The organism is Paenibacillus sp. E194, from assembly GCF_000935845.1.
Lineage (GTDB): Bacteria > Bacillota > Bacilli > Paenibacillales > Paenibacillaceae > Paenibacillus_B > Paenibacillus_B alvei_B.
The window spans coordinates 20,155-39,023 of the sequence record NZ_JMDX01000027.1 but is presented as its reverse complement, the minus strand read 5'-3'; the positions used below and the strand labels follow the sequence as shown (position 1 = coordinate 39,023).

The following is an 18,869-nucleotide window of genomic DNA, read 5'->3' as shown; positions in this document are numbered from 1 at the left end:
GATGCCCGAATTGCAATTCCAAAGATATCGGGAAAATTGGTTCCCACCAATTTTATTGCTGGGGATGTTATATAGAGCTGACGGTGAACGGTGACAAGATGTCAGTTTACCAGGTCGAAGAGGATGGCACATTAAGCTCTCTGGATGACTTGTTTTTTGGTGATGAATTTGCTGCACCTTCGTTCCCAGAGGCGCAGGCTTCATCGTAAGGGTCAGGCAGAAATATCCACCATATGGAACATAAGCGCTCGTAACCGCCTTGTAGAGGCGATTGCGGGCGCTTTTTGCATGGTCGGCCATTTGTCCGTGATGAATCTCATATTGTGAGAAAAAGAGTTCGTTCATAATACATATTGTGCTCATTTTCAAATAACAACACTAGATATAGTTAACATAGACAAATTGCACTGAAAATGATGGTACATAAAGTGAAAGGAATGAGTTGATATGACGATGGTATCCATGAAACGGACGAACGCAGTATGGGATCGGAGCAAGCGGACCAGCACAGAGCGGCTGACGGCATCGCTGCATGAGATTGTTGACGGTGGAAATCAGGATCTGATGCAGGAAAATGCGAATGTAGATGGAAGATCGCCAATGGGTATGATGGGGAAGATCGCTAGCGAAAGCGCACGCTGGTATGCGGTTCAACATTTGCTGTCTGCAGACGTAAGAGATGCAGTGGAGCAGAACCTGATGTATCCACATGATCTTGATTTCTATGCCTCCGGTACGACAACGTGCTGCCAGATTCCTCTGGGCAAGATGTTGAAGCAGGGGTTCAACACAGGTCATGGATATATGCGCGAGCCGCAGGATATAAAGAGCGCGCTTGCGCTGGCATCGATTATATTGCAGGCGAACCAGAACCAGCAGCATGGCGGACAGGCGTATCCGATGTTCGATTATGATGTGGCCCCTTATGTACGTAAGACATTCAATCGCCATATTCGCTATATGGAATCACTGCCACTGCAAGCAGATTTCGATCTAGAGACAGAGGCGTGGAGACTAACGGAACGTGACGTATATCAGGCCTGCGAGGCATTCATTCATAATGCGAACTCGATGCATTCTAGAGGCGGCGGGCAGGTGCCGTTCATCTCATTGAACTATGGCACGGATACCTCTGTGGAGGGAAGAATGCTGATTAAACAGTTTCTTCTCGCAACGCAGGCCGGTCTTGGTAGAGGAGAAACACCTATCTTCCCGATTCAAATATTCAAAGTGAAGAAAGGCGTCAACTTCGATCCTGCTGATCCGAACTACGATCTGTACCAGCTTGCCTTGCAAACGACAGCGCAGCGGCTGTTCCCTAACTTTGCCTTTCTCGATGCTCCGTTCAATGCGCAGTACGATAACGGCACACCGGAGAGCGAGGCATGCTACATGGGCTGCAGAACGCGCGTCATGGGTAATGTGAACGGGGACGAAACGGCGATCGGCAGAGGGAACTTGTCATTTACCTCCTTGAATCTTGTTCGCCTTGCTATGATGTCGTCCAGTGTAGATGATTTCTTTGGCCGATTGGACTCGCTTCTGTCCTTGACAGTGAAGCAGTTGAGGGAGCGATTCGACTATCAATCGAAGAAGCAGGTGCGAGACTTTGCCTTTCTTATGAAGCAAGGGGTATGGCGCGGAAGCGAGGACTTGCAGCCCGAGGATGAGCTGGGGGATATCCTGAAGCAGGGGACGCTTAGTGTTGGCTTTATCGGACTTGCTGAGGCGCTTGTAGCGCTTGTTGGCTCCCATCATGGCCAGTCTGAGGATGCACGCAAGCTAGGTATGCGCATTGTGTCTCATATGCGTATGCGAATGGATGAGGCGATTGAAGCGACAGGCTTTAATTTCTCCTTAATCGCGACGCCGGCTGAAGGTCTATCGGGTAAATTTACGAGCCGGGATCGGGATGATTTTGGAGTGAGAAAAGGAATTACAGATCGGAAATATTACACCAACTCGTTCCACGTACCCGTCTATTACTCATTGAAGGCAATCGACAAGATTCAAATCGAAGGGCCGTTCCATGAGCTGTGCAATGCCGGGCATATCACGTATGTTGAGCTGGATGGAAGCGCCAAAGCCAACCCACAGGCACTTGATCGTATTGTGCGTGCAATGGCGATGAGCGGGATTGGGTATGGTTCTCTTAATCATCCTGTTGATCGCTGTCGTACTTGCGGCCATCAAGATACGATTGAAGACAGCTGCCCGATGTGTGGAAGCTCAGGTTCACAGATAGAGCGTATTCGCCGCATTACCGGTTATTTGGTAGGGGATATGGATAAGTGGAACTCTGCGAAGCGGAAGGAAGAGACGGAGCGGGTGAAGCATCGATGAGTATGCGTGTTCTATCTATTTTGCATGACAGTGTCGTTGATGGCGAGGGACTGCGTACAGTTGTGTTCTTCAGCGGCTGCCCCCATCAGTGCGAGGGGTGTCATAATCCGCAATCGTGGAACATGATGAACGGCACGGAAATGACTGTAGCGGAGGTGGCAGCCGAGGTGCTGTCCAATCCGCTTACGGATGTCACACTGTCCGGTGGAGAACCGTTCATGCAAGCGAAGGAAGTGAAGGAACTTGCCCGGCTGCTGCGTCAGTCGGGTCGACATATATGGGCATATACGGGATATACGGTGGAGCAGCTGCTTGAAAGAGGAACAGCTGACCAGCAAGAGCTGCTTCGCTGTGTGAATGTATTGGTTGATGGTCCGTTCGTAGCGGAGCGCCGTTGTCCAGGACTTCCCTTCCGCGGCAGTGACAATCAGCGCATATGGCGGATGGAGGAAGGGATACCAGTTGGATTAATTTCTCCCTAGGCTACACATACTTTACTGTATTGCAAGCATTCTACATCACAAGCGTACATGAACGGAGTGTGTAATACAGTGGAGCGTTTTTGGAAGAACCGTCTTTTTGTAATGGCTATCTATTGTCTGCTTGGTCTTATCATCCTCTATTTTCTATTTATGATGAAACCTCTTATCGGGCATGTATATGGCTTCCTCAAGGCCGTGCTTGCCCCCTTCTTCGTGGCCATGATCATTGCCTATGTGTTAAATCCGATCGTAATCCTGCTCAATGAGCGGAAAGTGCCTCGAACGATGGCTGTGCTGCTTATTTATGCAGTGTTTATTGCGGTAGTTACCGTGATTTTAGTCAATATCATCCCCATGCTGGTGAAGCAGCTTGCAGAGCTTAACAATCAGATGCCTCACCTGAATGCGAAGGCGGAACAGATGATGGACGGGGTTAGCAAGACGATGCCGTCTTCTGTGCGTTCCGGATTAAACGACTCCATTTATGCTCTAGAGGAGCGCATAGGCAAAGCGATATCGGATTTCATGGAAAATATTGGAGCCACCATTAATTTGCTCTTCATTGCGCTTATCGTACCATTCCTAATTTTCTACATATTGAAAGATTTTGACGTATTCGAGAGGGCGGTAATAGCTTATGTGCCGCGTTCGCATCGCAAGCATACGGTGATGCTATTCCGAGAAATTGATGCTGCACTAGGAAGCTACGTCCGAGGTCAATTTCTCGTATGCCTTATTATCGGTGTGCTTGCATATATCGGCTATTGGATAATTGGCATGCCCTATGCGCTCCTGCTTGCGTTATGTGTAGCCGTGTTCAATATTATTCCTTATCTCGGGCCATACTTCGGTGCTGCTCCCGCACTTATCTTCGCAGCGACGGTATCGCTAAAAATGGTTATTTTTGTAATTATTGTAAATACCATCTGCCAAATTGTAGAGGGGAATATTATTTCTCCACAGATCGTGGGCAAGACGCTTCATATGCATCCGTTGACGATCATTTTCGCCCTGCTAGTGGGCGGGGAGATTGCTGGAGTTGTGGGGCTAATCCTTGCGGTTCCTTTCTTTGCAGTCGTAAAAGTAATCTGTCAGCATATTGTAGCCTATCAAATCCGAAGAAAGACAGTGTGAGCATTTATCGGTAGTGGAGGGAAATCACGGGAACGGAATATCCTACTTAGGACCTAGTTTTTCAGAAAGTTTCGCAATTATGAACAACAAATATGTTGTTCGGCGCGTTTAAAGAATTGGATACGGCGGTAATGAAGGATGGACGCCGTTCATTTTATTCGTGAAACTATGCGAAGCTGCGTCCTGGGAACGAACGGGAAATTAAGGGAGGAGAGTTCTACGTGAAACGAACACTTGCGGTATTGCTCACCATTGCTTTAGCGATGGAACTTTCTGCGAATGCCGCAATGGCATTGCCGCAGACAGACTCAAGCACAGCGCTTAAAGACTCAGTGAAAGATAAAATAGAGGGCTTGAAAACAATTAAGGTGGCATCCATGTCTCCAGCTGCTGGAGCGACGGATGTCAATGTCGGAACTGAACTTATTCTTACATTTACTAGTGAAGTGGAAAAAGGAAGCGGGAACATCACCGTAAGAAAGAAAAATGGCGATAAGGTAGAAGATGTTGCAGTAGACGGCAGCCAAGTTCGGCTCGATGATACGAAGAAAAAAGCAACGATTACGCTATCCAAGTCGTTGGAGTCTGGGACTTCCTATCGGGTTCAAGCTGATTTCGGTACGTTCAAGTCTGGCAGCTCTGAGTTCCTGGGTATTTATGACCCTACGGAGTGGACGTTCACGACAGCAGCTGATACTGGAGCGCCTCAGTTGGATACGGTATCGCCAGCGATCGGGCAACGGGACGTCCGTGTGGATTCCAAGCTTGTGTTGACTTTCAAGGAGAAGGTATGGAAGCAATCCGGCGGGAGCGTCATTATGAAGCAGGCGAAGGACGGCAAAGTGCTCGAAGCGCTGCCGATGTCTTCTAACCGGGTTACGGGAGACGGAACAAATACAATTACGATTGATCCCGTTCAACAATTGAAGCCAAATATGGATTACACGATTGAGATTGCGGCAGACTCTCTGCGCAATGCAAGTGGGAAGTCTTATGCTGGATTGAATACATGGAAATTTACAACAGGCAATCCGGATACAGCGGCTCCATCGTTGAAATCCGCTGCGCTGAGCAAGGTGGACACGATTCGCTTAACGTTCGACAAGGAATTGAAGAAGACATCGGTTCCACCAGCTGTAAGCTTCGAGGTATGGGTAAATGGTGACACACGCCGTGTAACGGGTACAGCTATGGGCAGCGATTATGTTGATGTAAGCCTGGAGAACGGAGTCTCTGTGGGTCAGAGCATTTCCATTTCCTATCGTCCTGGCGCTGACCGCAAGTCTATTCAGGATACGGCCGGCAATGCGGCTGCTGCATTTGAGAAAGTATCGGTGAGCAATGAGGTTGACCGTACGCCTCCTGTTGTGAAGCAAGTGAATGCACAAGGCATGAAGGTAGTGTTGGATATGTCGGAGCCGCTGGATGCAGTGTCGGCGCGTGCTTATGAGCAATTCAAGGTGACTGTTGATGGAAGCGAGAAGACAGTCAGCCGCATATCTGTGGACGGCTCGAAGGTAACGCTGTCGCTTATTTATGTAATCCGCGATAATCAAACGGTGCGAGTAAGTTACAAGCCAGATCGATATCCGTTGACGGATCGGAGCGGCAACAAGCTTGAAGCATTTACAGATGTGCTGGCGCGCAATGATGCGGATACGAAGGCGCCAGTGCTTCAACGGGCAGAAGTAAGCGGGAGCCTGTTGACGTTGACTTATAATGAGCAATTAGACACGAGCAAAGTACCGCCGCGCAGTCATTTCTCGGTGTATGTCAATCGCTCATCCCGAAGTGTCGATTCTGTTCAAGTGCGAGACAATGTGGTTAATCTGATCTTGAGCTCCAGTGTTAGCGATGGTGATGATGTCACGGTATCCTATGTGCCAGGTACGGGAGAGCCTCGTATTTCGGATCTGGCGGGGAACAAGGCAGCTATATTTACCTTGAAGAAGGTGGACAATGGTTCTGACCGAACGGCTCCAACCTTGCGTTCAGCTTCTGTGAAAGGCAGCACGATGACGCTTGTCTTCTCCGAGCGCTTAAAGGAACTCCCTTCGCCGGACGAATCTCAATTCGTGGTGCATTCGGACAATCGAGTGATTAAGGTAAAGCGTGCTTCGACACGCAATGAAGAAGTTACCTTGACGCTGGACGAAGCGGTCAATGCATACAGCGCGGTAACGGTTGCTTACTTGCAGGGTAAAAATCCGGTTAAGGACTTAGCAGGGAATTCGCTACAGTCGTTTGCTTCTACGACCGTTACGAATAAAACTGATGGTTCCACAACACGACCTGGAGATTTGCAGCCGGCTACGTTCCGCTGGTTCTTGGATGATGGATGGTATTTGCTCTCCAGTTCGGCAGCGGACACGAGCTCCGATCGTTCCTTGAGCGGAAGCACTGCGAAGCGTTATACAATACCGGCAACCAAGTTGAAATCATCTTTTGAATATGTACTCAAGAACGGTACGCGTAATCATCTGGCATTTGATGTGCCGACATCTGAGCGCGGAGCAGTGGTTGCTGTTCCATTACAAACGTTGAATGAAGTATACAATAAGGCGAATGACGCGATTTTCTCCATTCGTTATGGCGATATATTGATGTCGGTACCGCTTCGTGAGCTGGACTTCCGTGCGCTTGAACGCGAGTGGGGGAACAATCAGGCATACCTGCTGCTTCAAGCAGAATCGCAGTCGGGATCGGATTCCAATGCATTGCTGCGCAGCCTGAACGATACAGGTGCACGCGTGCGTGTCAACCCGATTGAATTCCGCTTGTCGTCATTTGCCGGCTCAGCCACGCCTCGTACAATTGAGGCCAACTTGAAATATAAAGTGCGCAACGCACAATTGATACAGCGTAGTAATGCATCAGCCGTTCGTTATGATTCCGTGCTGAACAAGGCGGGATACGTGCCTACAGTGACGAAGCAGGAGCTAGGGGTTGCGGTATACGCCTTCCAGTTCAAGGGCAATCGTTCCGTTGCCATGATGGATCGCTCGAAGGACTTCTCGGATATTAGAAATCACTGGGGACGCGACGCTATCCGTGAATTGGCATCGAAGTATATCATCGAGGGTGTTAGCAATAATGCATTTGCTCCAAACGCCAACATTACGCGCGGGCAGTTCGCGATTTTGCTGGCACGCTCGCTTGGGCTTCAAGCTGATGCATCCGGTGCTTCCGCTTATCGCGATGTGAATCAGACCAGCATGATGGCTCCTTATATTGGGGCTGCGACCAAGGCAGGAATTATTGGCGGTTATGAAAATGGCATGTTCCGTCCGAATGAGTCGATCAACCGTGAACAAATGGCTGTTATGCTCGTTCGAGCTATGGAATATACAGGACGAAATGTGGCTTCGAACCCGAGCGCACTCAACAAGTTCAATGATCGCGGACAAGTGAGCGGCTACGCTCGCGACGGCGTAGGTAAGGCAGTATCCGCAGGGATCGTTCAAGGGATGACCGCGAATACATTCCAGCCTAAGGCTACCGCGACACGTGCACAGGCAGCAGTTATGCTGAAACGCATGCTCGAGCAAATTGAATATTTAGGATAATCGCATTTCGGTGAAAATCCGTTGAGCAGGCGGATGGGATCAAACGAAAGAAGTTTGACAACCGTCTGCCTGCTGCTTATACTAAATTATTGGATAGGTATATGGAACAAAACGAAGACGAAAACGAGTAAGCTGAAGCCCTAGGATCAGAGAGAAGATTCCGGATCGGCATATGCCGGCTGGCTGCAAGAATCTTCACCTTGAAGAACAGCTGAACGCTAATTTCTGAGTGTGAATGGAACTTCACCGGGACGTACCCGTTATCAACGTCGAGGCGATCGCAGACGCTTGTCTTGCCCGTTGCTTGCATGATACGCAGGCTTGATAAAATGGGGTGAGATGTATGCGATAACCAGGGTGGTACCGCGATATATGAATCGTCCCTGATTTTCAGGGGCGATTTTTTTATTTTTTAATAGTTCAAGTTCAATTCTTTAAATAAAATATTGGGGGCGTTTATTCATGAAGGCTAGTGAAATTCGCGAAAAATGGTTGAAATTCTTTGAAAGCAAAGGGCATCACATTGAGCCAAGCGCATCGCTTGTACCACACAATGACCCATCTTTGCTCTGGATTAATGCGGGTATGGCACCGCTCAAGCCTTATTTTGATGGACGCGTGAAGCCTGAGAACCCGCGTATCGCAAACTCGCAAAAATGTATTCGTACGAACGATATCGAGAATGTCGGCAAGACTCGCCGTCACCATACGTTCTTCGAAATGCTGGGGAACTTCTCCATCGGCGATTATTTCAAAGAAGAAGCCATTACATGGGCTTGGGAGTTCTTGACAAGCAAAGAATGGATCGGCTTCGATCCGAATCGTCTCTATGTTACTGTCCATAACGATGATGAAGAAGCATACAAGCTGTGGAATGAGAAGATCGGTCTTCCTGCTGACCATATTGTGAAGACAGGCGACGACAACTTCTGGGATATCGGGGAAGGCCCTTGCGGTCCTTGTACAGAGATCTTCTACGATCGCGGAGAAAAGTACGGAACATTGGAAGAGGATCCAGAATGCTATCCAAGCGGAGAGAACGAGCGCTACTTGGAAGTATGGAACAATGTATTCTCACAATACAACCATAACAAGGACGGCAGCTATACGCCGCTTCCAAACAAAAATATTGATACAGGCGCCGGCTTGGAGCGCTTCGCTTCAATCTTGCAGGATGTGGACTCCAACTTCGATACAGACTTGTTCCAGCCGATCATTCAAGCAACATGTCGCATTGCAGGCGTGAAATATAATGAGCGTCCAGAGCTCGACGTTGCCTTGAAAGTAATCGCAGACCATGTTCGTACCGTAACATTCGCTGTAGGCGATGGCGTACTGCCATCTAATGAAGGCCGTGGTTATGTAATCCGCCGCTTGCTGCGTCGTGCAGTCCGTTACGGCAAGATCCTCGGCATTGACCGTCCATTCATGGTAGAGCTGGTACAGACGGTATGCGAAGTAATGGGCTCACATTACAACGAAATCGTTGAAAAACGCGAGTTCATTGAGAAGGTAATCAAAAACGAGGAAGAGCGATTCCATGAGACGCTTGTCGAAGGCTTGGCGATTCTGGAAAGCTTGGCATCTGCTGCGAAGCAGGAAGGACGTACGCAAATTGGCGGACAAGAAGCGTTCAAATTGTATGACACGTATGGATTCCCATTCGATTTGACAGAAGATTATGCTTCTGAACATGGATTGACGGTTGATCGTGAAGGCTTCGACCAGGCGATGCAAGAACAGCGCGATCGTGCCCGTGCAGCTCGTCAAGATACGGGAAGCATGAAGGTACAAGGCGGGCCACTTGCTGATTACACGACTAAAAGCGAATTCGTTGGATATAATGAGTTGGTAACTGAATCCAGCGTACTGGCGCTGATCGTGGATAACGAAATGGCAGAAGAAGCACAAGTAGGCTCGACATGCCAAGTAGTGCTTGATCGCACGCCATTCTATGCGGAGAGCGGCGGCCAAGTAAGCGACAGCGGTGTCCTTACAGCAGCTGGATTCAAAGGAGCAGTTGAAGATGTATGGAAAGCTCCTCATGGTCAGCATATCGCAGTTGTGCGCGTGGAAGAAGGAACGCTGCGCGTCGGCATGCAAGTACAAGCTGCAGTAGCTCGTGCGATTCGTGAGGATATTATTAAGAATCATACTGCGACACACTTGCTTCATAAGGCGCTCAAACTTGTATTGGGTGAGCATGCGAACCAAGCAGGATCTCTCGTGCAGCCTGACCGTCTTCGCTTCGACTTCACACATTTGGGCAGCATTAGCGAAGAGGAGCTTGTGGACATCGAGCATCGTGTCAACGAGCAAATCTGGAAAGGCACACAACTCGTCATCGAATCGAAATCGATTGATGAGGCCAAAGAAATGGGCGCAATGGCGTTGTTCGGCGAAAAGTACGGCGATGTTGTGCGTGTCGTACAAGTTGGCGATTACAGCATTGAGCTGTGCGGTGGCTGCCATGTTAGCAGCACCTCGGAAATCGGTCTCTTCAAGATCGTAAGCGAGAGCGGCATCGGTTCTGGTGTACGCCGTATTGAGGCTGTAACGGGCCGTCATGCGTATCAGTATATGGAGGCGCAATTGGAACTGTTGAAGCAAGCAGGTTCCTTGCTTAAATCGAATGTAGCGGATGTACCGAAGCGTATTGAAGCTATGTTCTCCCGCGAGAAAGAGCTGTCCCGCGAGAATGAATCGCTTAAGAGCAAGCTGAGCAGCATTGAAGCAGGACAACTGACAGACCAAGTTAGAACCGTTGCTGGTGTTCAAGTGCTGGCTGCACAAGTCGATGCAGGCGGTATGGATGCACTTCGTACGACGGCAGACGAACTGAAGGCGAAGCTTCCAGAAGCGATTATCGCACTCGGTGCAGTAAATGAAGATAAAGTGAACTTCGTTGTTGCTGTTGCTCCAGAGCTTGTAAAGAAGGGGCTTCATGCCGGCAAGTTGATTAAAGAGCTCGCTTCTGTGTGCGGCGGTGGCGGTGGCGGCCGTCCTGACATGGCGCAAGCTGGAGGCAAAGACGCTTCCAAGCTGCCAGAGGCATTGGCTCTCGTGGATGAGCTAGTTGGGAAGCAGCTTGGCGTATAATATAAGAGAGGGGAGCCCTGCAATAGGGGCTCCCTGATCCGATTCCATAGGGAGGTTATTGTCGTCAAATTTGTGAACAATGCCAAGCTTTGGAACGGAATATTTTCTAGTTTGTTCGGGTATGTGTTATGATAAGAGTAAAGCGAGGTGTTAGCGATGAATTCCATGGATAAGACGATGAAGTTCAATGTAAAAGCGGAGGAACAGCAAGCTTCCAACGAAGATATCCTGTTGTCTGTCTATGATGCGCTTCTCGAGAAGGAATACAATCCTATTAACCAAATCGTAGGTTATCTTCTATCCGGGGATCCCGCTTATATCCCGCGGCATAACAACGCTCGAAGTATCGTGAGGAAGAAAGAGCGGGACGAACTGATTGAAGAATTAGTTCGCTTCTACTTGAATCATCACCGATAAGTCGCGAGGATGAATGCAGCACGGATAGAGAAGTAAGCATCACTGGAAGAATACTGGGAGAGACTGAATGAAGATTCTTGGCTTGGATTACGGAGATCGACGGATCGGTGTCGCGATAAGCGATGCTTTTGGTTGGACGGCACAAGGACTTGAAGTCATTGAGCGCCGTAAACCAGAGAATGATCTGAAGCGACTTGGTGACATTGTGAAAGAGCACGGCGTGGAAGCCTTCGTCCTTGGACTGCCGAAGAACATGAATGGCACAGTCGGACCTCGGGGCGAGCTAAGCATGTCATTTGCAGAACAGTTGAAGCAGTCGTTCGGATTGCCCGTTCACCTGTGGGATGAACGCTTGAGTACGGTGTCGGCAGAACGCGCATTGCTGGAAGCTGACGTCAGTCGCAAGAAGCGTCGACAAGTCATCGATAAGATGGCGGCAACCATTATATTACAAACATATCTTGACTATCAATCAAGAAGGTGAGGGGTTACTATGACACGAGATGAACATTTGCAAGAAGAACCGGAGATCATTTATATTCCGGACGACGAGGGCAACGAGGAAGAATTCGAAGTTATTATGAAGTTCGATGTAGATGGCACGGACAAAAAATATATGATGGTCGTACCTGTCGATTCTGATGATGAAGATGCGGATGAAGTGTACGCGTTCCGTTATGAGGAAGAGGACGACGATTTGAAGCTGTTTACCATTACGGACGAAGAAGAATGGAATATTGTCGAGGAAACGTTCAATACGTTATTTACAGCGGATGAGGAGAATGAAGGGTGACCGAACGACTTGAACTTCAATTGACAGAACAGCTAAAGAATGCCTTCGGTCAATTCGTTGAGATGACGGATGACGCTGGTCATAGTCGTGTCTTATCGTTAATCGCTGAATTCCGGCTTGATGATCGAGCGTATGCAGTACTTCTTCCGGAAGGTGCTCAAGAACCGGAGCAGGAACTGTATCGCATTATCGGGAGCGAAGCAGAGGGCTGGGAGCTCGAAACGATCGAAGATGATGACGAGTGGGAAGAAGTAGCTGAGCTGTATGATGAATTAACGTACCGAGACGAATTTTAATTTGTCGTTTGTAGAGTCGGTGGATGGCATCGGCTAACTGATATTTTACGGAAAAAGGGCGGATTTCCGCTCTTTTTCCATGTAGGAGAGTGTGTGGATGAAGAAAGGCTCGAAGGTGCTGCTCACGATCAGCCTTGTGCTTCTACTCGTAGCTGGCGCTAGTGTTGGTTATATATGGAGCGGGATGCGTCCGCTCGCGCAAGAAGAACGGGAGATTCCCGTTTCGATCCAACAGGGCTCTGGAACAGCAGCAATCGCATCACAGCTGGAGGAGCGGGGAATTATTCGCAATGCACTCATTTTTAAAGTGTATTTGAAATGGAACGGGGAGGGAAGCCGCTTCCAAGCGGGGAAATATGCGTTCCGTCCCGGTGTTACGTATGACGACATTATCGCGAAGCTTAACAGCGGGGAAGTCGTGCCAGAAGAAATGGTTCGCTTCACGATTCCAGAAGGTTATACCGTAGAACAAATTGCGGACAAACTAAGCAATGATGGCATTGTGGATAAGGATCAATTCTTGAAGCTGGCGAATGATACGGATTGGCTTAAGGGACAGGCTCCGATCGCTGAACATATTCCGACTGACGCCAAGCTGAAGCATCGTCTTGAAGGATACTTGTTCCCTGAGACCTATGAGTTGAAGAGGGGGAGCTCTGAGGAAGAGATCATTGCACGGATGGTGCAAGAGACAGAGAAGCGATTGTCGCAGGCTTCCGCAACTTGGGAATCTGATTTGAAGACGCGTGGGCTGACGCTGCACGATATGCTGACCTTGGCTTCGCTTGTTGAGCGAGAAGCGGTTGTGGATGCTGAGCGTCCATTGATTGCGGGGGTCATCGATAATCGAATTGCAAAGGGGATGCGTCTGCAAATAGATGCTACTGTTCAATATGCACTGGACAAGCCGAAGGAACGTTTGTATTATAAGGACTTGGAAATCGACAGTCCGTACAACACGTATAAAATAGATAAATTGCCGCCAGGGCCTATTTCCAGTCCAAGTACGGCCTCCATTCAAGCAGTATTGAAGCCGGAGGCTTCAGAATATTTGTATTATGTGACGAAAAAAGACGGCACCCACACGCATCTGTTCGCCAAGACATTCCCAGAGCATCAGCGTAATATCGAACAGAGCAAGAAAATGGCAGCACAATAGAAAGCGGTGAAATAAACATGACTTATCAACCTGAATTGCTTGTTACCGCAGGCAGTGTTGAGGAATTGGAACGCTTGCTTCAAGCAGGAGCGAATGCAGTCCTCGTCGGGGAAGAAAAATATAGCATGCGCATGCCAGGCGAAATGACCATTGCAGATATCGAGGCAAGCCTGCCGATCGTCCGCAGCCATAACGCCAAGCTGTATGTTGCAGTAAATAATATTATGCATAATGAGCATCTGACAGATCTGTCGTCTTACTTGAAGCGACTTGAGGAACTGGGCGTTGATGCGATTGCCTATGGCGATCCAGCTGTAATTATGGTTGCACGAACAGCAGCGCCAACCCTTCGTCTGCAATGGAATGCGGAGATGACATCGACGAACTACCGGACAGCTCAGTACTGGCAGAAACGTGGCGCAAGCCGTATCGTTGCTGCCCGCGAGCTGAACCTGGAGCAAGTAGTAGAGATGAAGCGAGAGCTTCCGGATATGGAAGTTCAAGTTCAAATCCATGGGATGACGAATATATATCATTCCAAGCGCCATTTAGTTCACCATTACATGCGTCATCTTGGCAAAGAAGAAGGCACATATGAGGTAGGGATGGAGCAGAAGCTGTTCCTCGTAGAGCGTGAACGTCAGGATGAGAAGTTCCCGATGTATGAAGATGCGAATGGAACACATATCATGAGTTCAGACGATATGTGCATCATCGAAGATTTGAAGTTGCTGCTCGATGCGCACATCGACAGCTTCAAGATCGAAGGAATTTTGAAGTCTATTTCATATAATGAATCCATTGTTCGCGTGTATCGCGAAGCGATTGATACCTATATCGCCGATCCTGAAGGGTATTCCATGAAGGAAGAATGGCTGGAACGCATTCGTGCGGTTCAAGATCCAGAGCGAGAGCTCTCATTCGGATTTTTCTATAAAGAACAAATGTATTAAGGAGGGAGCGTACAACGATGAGTACACAAACGAAACGTAAATATAACGGCAAGCGATATCGCTTGGACAAACCGGAATTACTTGCTCCCGCCGGTAATTTGGAGAAGTTGAAGTTCGCCATTCACTACGGTGCGGATGCCGTATACATTGGCGGGCAAAAATACGGTCTGCGTTCCAATGCGGACAATTTCAGCTTTGAAGAAATGCGTGAAGGTGTGGAGTTCGCTAAAAAATATGGCGCGAAGGTGTTCGTGGCGACGAATATTTATGCGCATAATGAAGATATCGAAGGGTTAGAGGAATATCTTCGTAATTTGGAGGATGCGGGCATTAGTGCCATTATTGCCGCAGATCCATTCATCATTGATACTGCGACGCGCGTGGCGCCGAAGCTGGAGGTTCACGTAAGTACACAGCAGTCCATCGCGAACTGGCAGACGATCCAATACTGGAAAGATGAAGGTATGCCTCGCGTCGTCTTAGCTCGGGAGACGAGCATGGATGAGATTCAGGAAATGAAAAATCACGTCGACATCGAAATTGAGGCCTTTATTCACGGTGCGATGTGTTCTTCTTATTCTGGACGCTGTGTGTTGTCCAACCACTTCACAAACCGCGATTCCAACCGTGGCGGCTGCTGCCAATCATGCCGTTGGAAATACGATCTGTTTGAGGATGACCGTGCAGATGCAATGGATATGATCAGCGAAGAGGAAGCTGCCGGTTCGTCTGTATTGGAGCAGTTCCGTCTGGGCGTCAATCAAAAGGCGTTGTTCGATGAAAATGACAATGCGTTCGCCATGAGCGCGAAGGACTTGTGCATGATTGAGCATCTGCCGGATCTGATCGACGTTGGGGTGGACAGCTTCAAGATTGAAGGTCGGATGAAGTCGATTCACTATGTGGCTACGGTCGTCAATGTGTATCGGAAAGTCATTGATGCGTATATGGCCGACCCGGACAATTATGAGCTGAAGCAGGAATGGCTGGACGAGATCTATAAGGCGGCTAACCGCCCTGTCAATACAGGTTTCTTCTACGAAGAGCCGGATCATGAGGATCATATTTACGAGCCCGAAGACAAGCCGGCACCTTATGATTTCGCTGGATTGGTTATGGACTACGATGCTGAGACAGGCATCGCGACGGTTCAACAGCGCAATCACTTCAAGGTTGGAGCTGAAGTTGAGTTCTTCGGCCCGAACAATACGTTCTTCAAGCAGAAGGTAGAGAAGCTGTGGGATACAGAAGGCAATGAGCTGGATGCAGCTCGCCATCCGCTGCAGCTCGTGCGTATGAAGGTCGAACAGCCAGTTACGTATTTCGATATGATGCGTAAGAAGAATGCCAAAGCGTAAATGATTTAGAATAACGGAATAAGTGAGCCCTTACCGGAATGGTAGGGGCTTTTTTTGTGCAGAAATAATGCCGAGTAGGTGTGATCAAAAGGATAGGTTGGCGCATGATCCAGCGCTTGTGGTTATGCATAAGGAGAAGTGGGCAGTAATGGTACTGATAAGAAGAAACGGACTTCGTTTGTGGAGAAGGAGGTGGATGAAGTGTTGTCGCGCCAACGTTCGAAGCGGCAGAAGCTCATGTACAATCGGCTTGTTCTGCTCGCATTTGCCATTACCGTAATGATCGGAATCTATATTGTTAGATTGGGCTGGCTCCAGCTATTGTTCGTGCACAGCAAGGCGGATGATGGTGTCCATACCGTTCTGCAGCGCACCGTCATTCAACGGGCACGTGGTGTAGTGCTGGATGATGGACGTGGCTCGATCGTAGATCGGGCTGGGCGACCGTATACGGGGCAAATTGTGAAAGCCCTTGTCCTCTTCCCAGTGAATAAAAATGCTATTCGTACCGATGCAGTTCGGAGCATGGCGCTTTGGCTGCACGAGTCAGAACAAGAGGTTCGGCGTCGATGGGAGGAGCTTACCGAACCTTACATTTGGCCAAATGAAAAGGATAATAAATTGCCCTTCGAGCTGAGTACAGAGCAGGCCGGACAAATTGGAATATCGGATTGGGAAGGGATTCGGGTACTTCCATATACGGTTCGATATCCGCTTCGTCAGCATACTCCGCAATGGGTAGGGGCTATTGCGGATATGACGGATACATCGAACAATGAGCATTTCAAGAAGAGTGGCAACAATGCTGATTCAAGTATTGTTGGTGTATCGGGTTTGGAACGATCGTTTGAACCATTGCTCAAGGGATTGGGCGCCACGACAGTCGTCCATTATACAGATGCAAGTCAACTGCCGCTGCATGGACTCGATGTGCGCTTGCGGCATCCTGATAATCCATATTATCCATTAAGGCTTATTACGACCACGGATCAGACAATCGAAGCTGCTATTGAGCAAGTACTTGATCGGTATCATATTGAGAAGGGATCGGTAGTCGTCCTTGATGCAGCAACAAGGGATGTGGTGGCGATGGTGTCTCGCCCTGCCGCAGATCCTTATCATATTGAGCCGGAGAAGGCGGCGTGGAACAATCGGGCGACCAAGGCCCTCCCTCCGGGTTCTGTCTATAAGCTGTTCATTGCGGCTGCTGCAATGGAAGCAGGGCTAGCGCAACTGAATGAACGTTTTAACTGCGATGGGCATTATGGGAAGTATGGTCTAGCGTGCTGGCTGCCGGAAGGGCATGGTACGTTGACATTGCGCGAGGCATTGGCAGAGTCATGCAATGAAGTGTTTGCTGAGCTGGGAGAACGATTAACAGGGCAGCAGCTATTGAACTATGCCAAGACAATGGGGCTAAGCGGATTTGTTGGTATGGTTTCGGATGATGGGATGGGCCACCGGAGTTTGCGGCACTTCGAAGGTGAGGAAGAGAGTCGAATATTTCCTGGCAATGTACAGCCAGGGAATGTGTCGGGCGGAGAACGAGCTCAATCTGGTATCGGGCAGCGGAATGTTCGATTGACACCTTTGGCTGCAGCCAACTTCGTCGTAACGCTGCTTCAGAATGGAAACTTCGGATCACCACGATTGATTCAGGAAGTGCAGTATGCCACAGGGATGCCGATCGTTCGATTCCCTGTACAAGTCAAAAAGGAGCGTGTGATGAAGCTGGAGACAGCCCGCAACGTAATGAAAATGATGGTGGATGTCGTCCAGTACGGTACGGGGCAATCGCTTAAACAGGCTTCCTGGAACGTTGCAGGCAAGAGTGGTACTGCCCAAGCTGAGGCATTTGGGACGGCTAACGTACATACATGGTTTGTAGGGTACGGCCCAGTTGAGAAGCCGAAGTATGCGGTGAGTGTCGTCAGCGAAGATGACCAATCTGGCACTTCGCATAAGGCAACAGAGGTATTCCGAGCTGTAATGGATGTGCTGGCTGCACAGCCTCCACATAAATAGCAGGCCAATCTCCTCAAGGAAGAATGGCCTGCTATTTCATATCAAAAAGGTATCTTGGTTTCTACTTGTTCTTTGGTTCTCCGTTATCTTTATTGTCCTCACTTTGATCTGGAGAAGTATTGTCAAATGGATGTCCAGATACAAATTCTTCTTTAGGCATACGAATCCAACGTTTTAAATAACCTTGATCGTAAAGAGCTTTTATTAGGATCAAGAGGACGGTGGACATGACGATGCCGATAACCCCGAACAATGACATGGACACGATCATGAAGGACAGCATCGTAAATGCGGATACCCCAAGCGATGTTCCCGTAATCTTAGGGTCAAGAATTTGCCGGATTAGAAGGGTGACGCCCATAACGACAGCAAGTCCAATGGCTAGCGATGTATTCCCGATAATGAGCAGGTAGGCGATCCAAGGGATAAAGATAAATGGAATCCCTAAGAGCGGCAGTAAATCAAAAATTGCCGACAATAAAGCGACTAAGAAGGAATTGCTCACGCCAAGTACAAGCAGACCGATAAACACAATGACAAAGGTAACGGAAATCAGCTTCAGTTGAGCCTTTAAGTAAGCAGATAACCCCTTCAGCACATTTTCCTTTAGAAATATGTAGGCTTTAAGAAACGTGCGCGGTGTTTTATTGCGGGCAACTCTGCGCCAAGTATCAATCTCGATGCTGAGGAAATAGCCAAGGATGATAGCGATGGCAAAGTTCAGCGTAAACGTCGAGAAGGATGTTATTTGTTTAATGAGCAGGCTCAGCAATCCGACGATAAATTCGGAAATATGCTGGGCAGCGTTGCCGGCATATTCATTGATGCGGCCAGATACATCAGGCGGCAGTGATTCATACCGGTTCTGCAAGTACGTGGCGATGTTCACCAATTCACTCTGAACTGCCTTAATATAGGAAGGCAGCTTGGCTTGCAGCTCGATTGCTTGATGCACGAGAATAAAACCGAGTCCAAACATGGCCCCTAGAATGACAAGTACGAATAATAAGACGGAGATGGCCGAAGCGATAGCTTTCCTCATTCCCCGTCGGTGAAGAAATGCCGCCAGCGGTTCGATGAACATGAACACGATGAAGGCTAGAAAAATAGGGGCGGCTATCGAGTACAAATAGCTAAACGTGTACATGATTAAATATGCAGTCAAAATCAACAAGGCGATATCAAATGCTGTCCGCCAATACTTACGGTAAAATGCAATCATAGAACAGACTCCTTTTCACCAA

15 protein-coding genes are annotated in these 18,869 nt (G+C 48.7%); 14 read left to right on the top strand and 1 reads right to left on the bottom strand.

Features of this window, described 5'->3' with window-relative positions; genetic code table 11:
• From AZ66_RS30425 to AZ66_RS05930, 14 genes are all read left to right on the top strand, one after another.
• On the top strand, window positions 1-209 hold a 209-nt coding region (locus tag AZ66_RS30425), incomplete at its 5' end, for a hypothetical protein (protein WP_082061476.1).
• 244 nt (window positions 210-453) lie between these two features.
• Window positions 454-2,343 (top strand): anaerobic ribonucleoside triphosphate reductase, encoded by a 1,890-nt coding sequence (locus AZ66_RS05990; RefSeq protein ID WP_425311551.1) that lies wholly within the window; start codon window positions 454-456, stop codon window positions 2,341-2,343.
• Between the two features lie 2 nt (window positions 2,344-2,345).
• On the top strand, window positions 2,346-2,825 hold the full coding sequence (gene nrdG, locus AZ66_RS05985) for an anaerobic ribonucleoside-triphosphate reductase activating protein (protein WP_036620317.1): 480 nt from the start codon (window positions 2,346-2,348) through the stop codon (window positions 2,823-2,825).
• 69 nt (window positions 2,826-2,894) lie between these two features.
• The gene (locus tag AZ66_RS05980) at window positions 2,895-3,959 is read left to right on the top strand and encodes an AI-2E family transporter (RefSeq protein WP_044354003.1); all 1,065 of its coding nucleotides are present in this window, start codon (window positions 2,895-2,897) and stop codon (window positions 3,957-3,959) included.
• 221 nt (window positions 3,960-4,180) lie between these two features.
• Window positions 4,181-7,525 (top strand): SwmB domain-containing protein, encoded by a 3,345-nt coding sequence (locus AZ66_RS05975; protein ID WP_044354002.1) that lies wholly within the window; start codon window positions 4,181-4,183, stop codon window positions 7,523-7,525.
• Window positions 7,526-7,987: 462 nt separating this feature from the next.
• A complete protein-coding gene (alaS, locus tag AZ66_RS05970; protein WP_044354001.1) occupies window positions 7,988-10,624 on the top strand; it encodes an alanine--tRNA ligase in 2,637 nt (878 codons plus the stop codon).
• A gap of 156 nt (window positions 10,625-10,780) precedes the next feature.
• Window positions 10,781-11,041, top strand: a complete 261-nt coding sequence (locus tag AZ66_RS05965) for an IreB family regulatory phosphoprotein (protein ID WP_005547503.1) — start codon at window positions 10,781-10,783, stop codon at window positions 11,039-11,041.
• Between the two features lie 67 nt (window positions 11,042-11,108).
• Window positions 11,109-11,525 carry a Holliday junction resolvase RuvX gene (gene ruvX / locus AZ66_RS05960; RefSeq protein WP_021257001.1) on the top strand — a complete coding sequence of 139 codons (417 nt, stop codon included), beginning with the start codon at window positions 11,109-11,111 and terminating at the stop codon, window positions 11,523-11,525.
• 9 nt (window positions 11,526-11,534) lie between these two features.
• Window positions 11,535-11,834 (top strand): DUF1292 domain-containing protein, encoded by a 300-nt coding sequence (locus tag AZ66_RS05955; RefSeq protein ID WP_021257000.1) that lies wholly within the window; start codon window positions 11,535-11,537, stop codon window positions 11,832-11,834.
• Window positions 11,831-12,130 carry a DUF1292 domain-containing protein gene (locus AZ66_RS05950; protein ID WP_021260647.1) on the top strand — a complete coding sequence of 100 codons (300 nt, stop codon included), beginning with the start codon at window positions 11,831-11,833 and terminating at the stop codon, window positions 12,128-12,130. The genes AZ66_RS05955 and AZ66_RS05950 overlap by 4 nt, the downstream gene beginning before the upstream one ends.
• Window positions 12,131-12,227: 97 nt before the next feature.
• Window positions 12,228-13,289 (top strand): endolytic transglycosylase MltG, encoded by a 1,062-nt coding sequence (gene mltG / locus AZ66_RS05945; protein WP_044354000.1) that lies wholly within the window; start codon window positions 12,228-12,230, stop codon window positions 13,287-13,289.
• 17 nt (window positions 13,290-13,306) lie between these two features.
• On the top strand, window positions 13,307-14,242 hold the full coding sequence (locus AZ66_RS05940) for a peptidase U32 family protein (RefSeq protein WP_021260645.1): 936 nt from the start codon (window positions 13,307-13,309) through the stop codon (window positions 14,240-14,242).
• A 17-nt stretch (window positions 14,243-14,259) separates the two neighbouring features.
• Window positions 14,260-15,600, top strand: a complete 1,341-nt coding sequence (locus AZ66_RS05935; RefSeq protein ID WP_044353999.1) for a peptidase U32 family protein — start codon at window positions 14,260-14,262, stop codon at window positions 15,598-15,600.
• A 138-nt stretch (window positions 15,601-15,738) separates the two neighbouring features.
• Window positions 15,739-17,625: a penicillin-binding transpeptidase domain-containing protein gene (locus AZ66_RS05930; RefSeq protein ID WP_231586752.1), complete on the top strand. Its 1,887-nt coding sequence runs from the start codon at window positions 15,739-15,741 to the stop codon at window positions 17,623-17,625.
• Between the two features lie 61 nt (window positions 17,626-17,686).
• On the opposite strand, the gene AZ66_RS05925 is transcribed toward AZ66_RS05930, so the two are convergent.
• The gene (locus tag AZ66_RS05925; RefSeq protein ID WP_044353998.1) at window positions 17,687-18,847 is read right to left on the bottom strand and encodes an AI-2E family transporter; all 1,161 of its coding nucleotides are present in this window, start codon (window positions 18,845-18,847) and stop codon (window positions 17,687-17,689) included.
• Window positions 18,848-18,869: the final 22 nt, after the last annotated feature.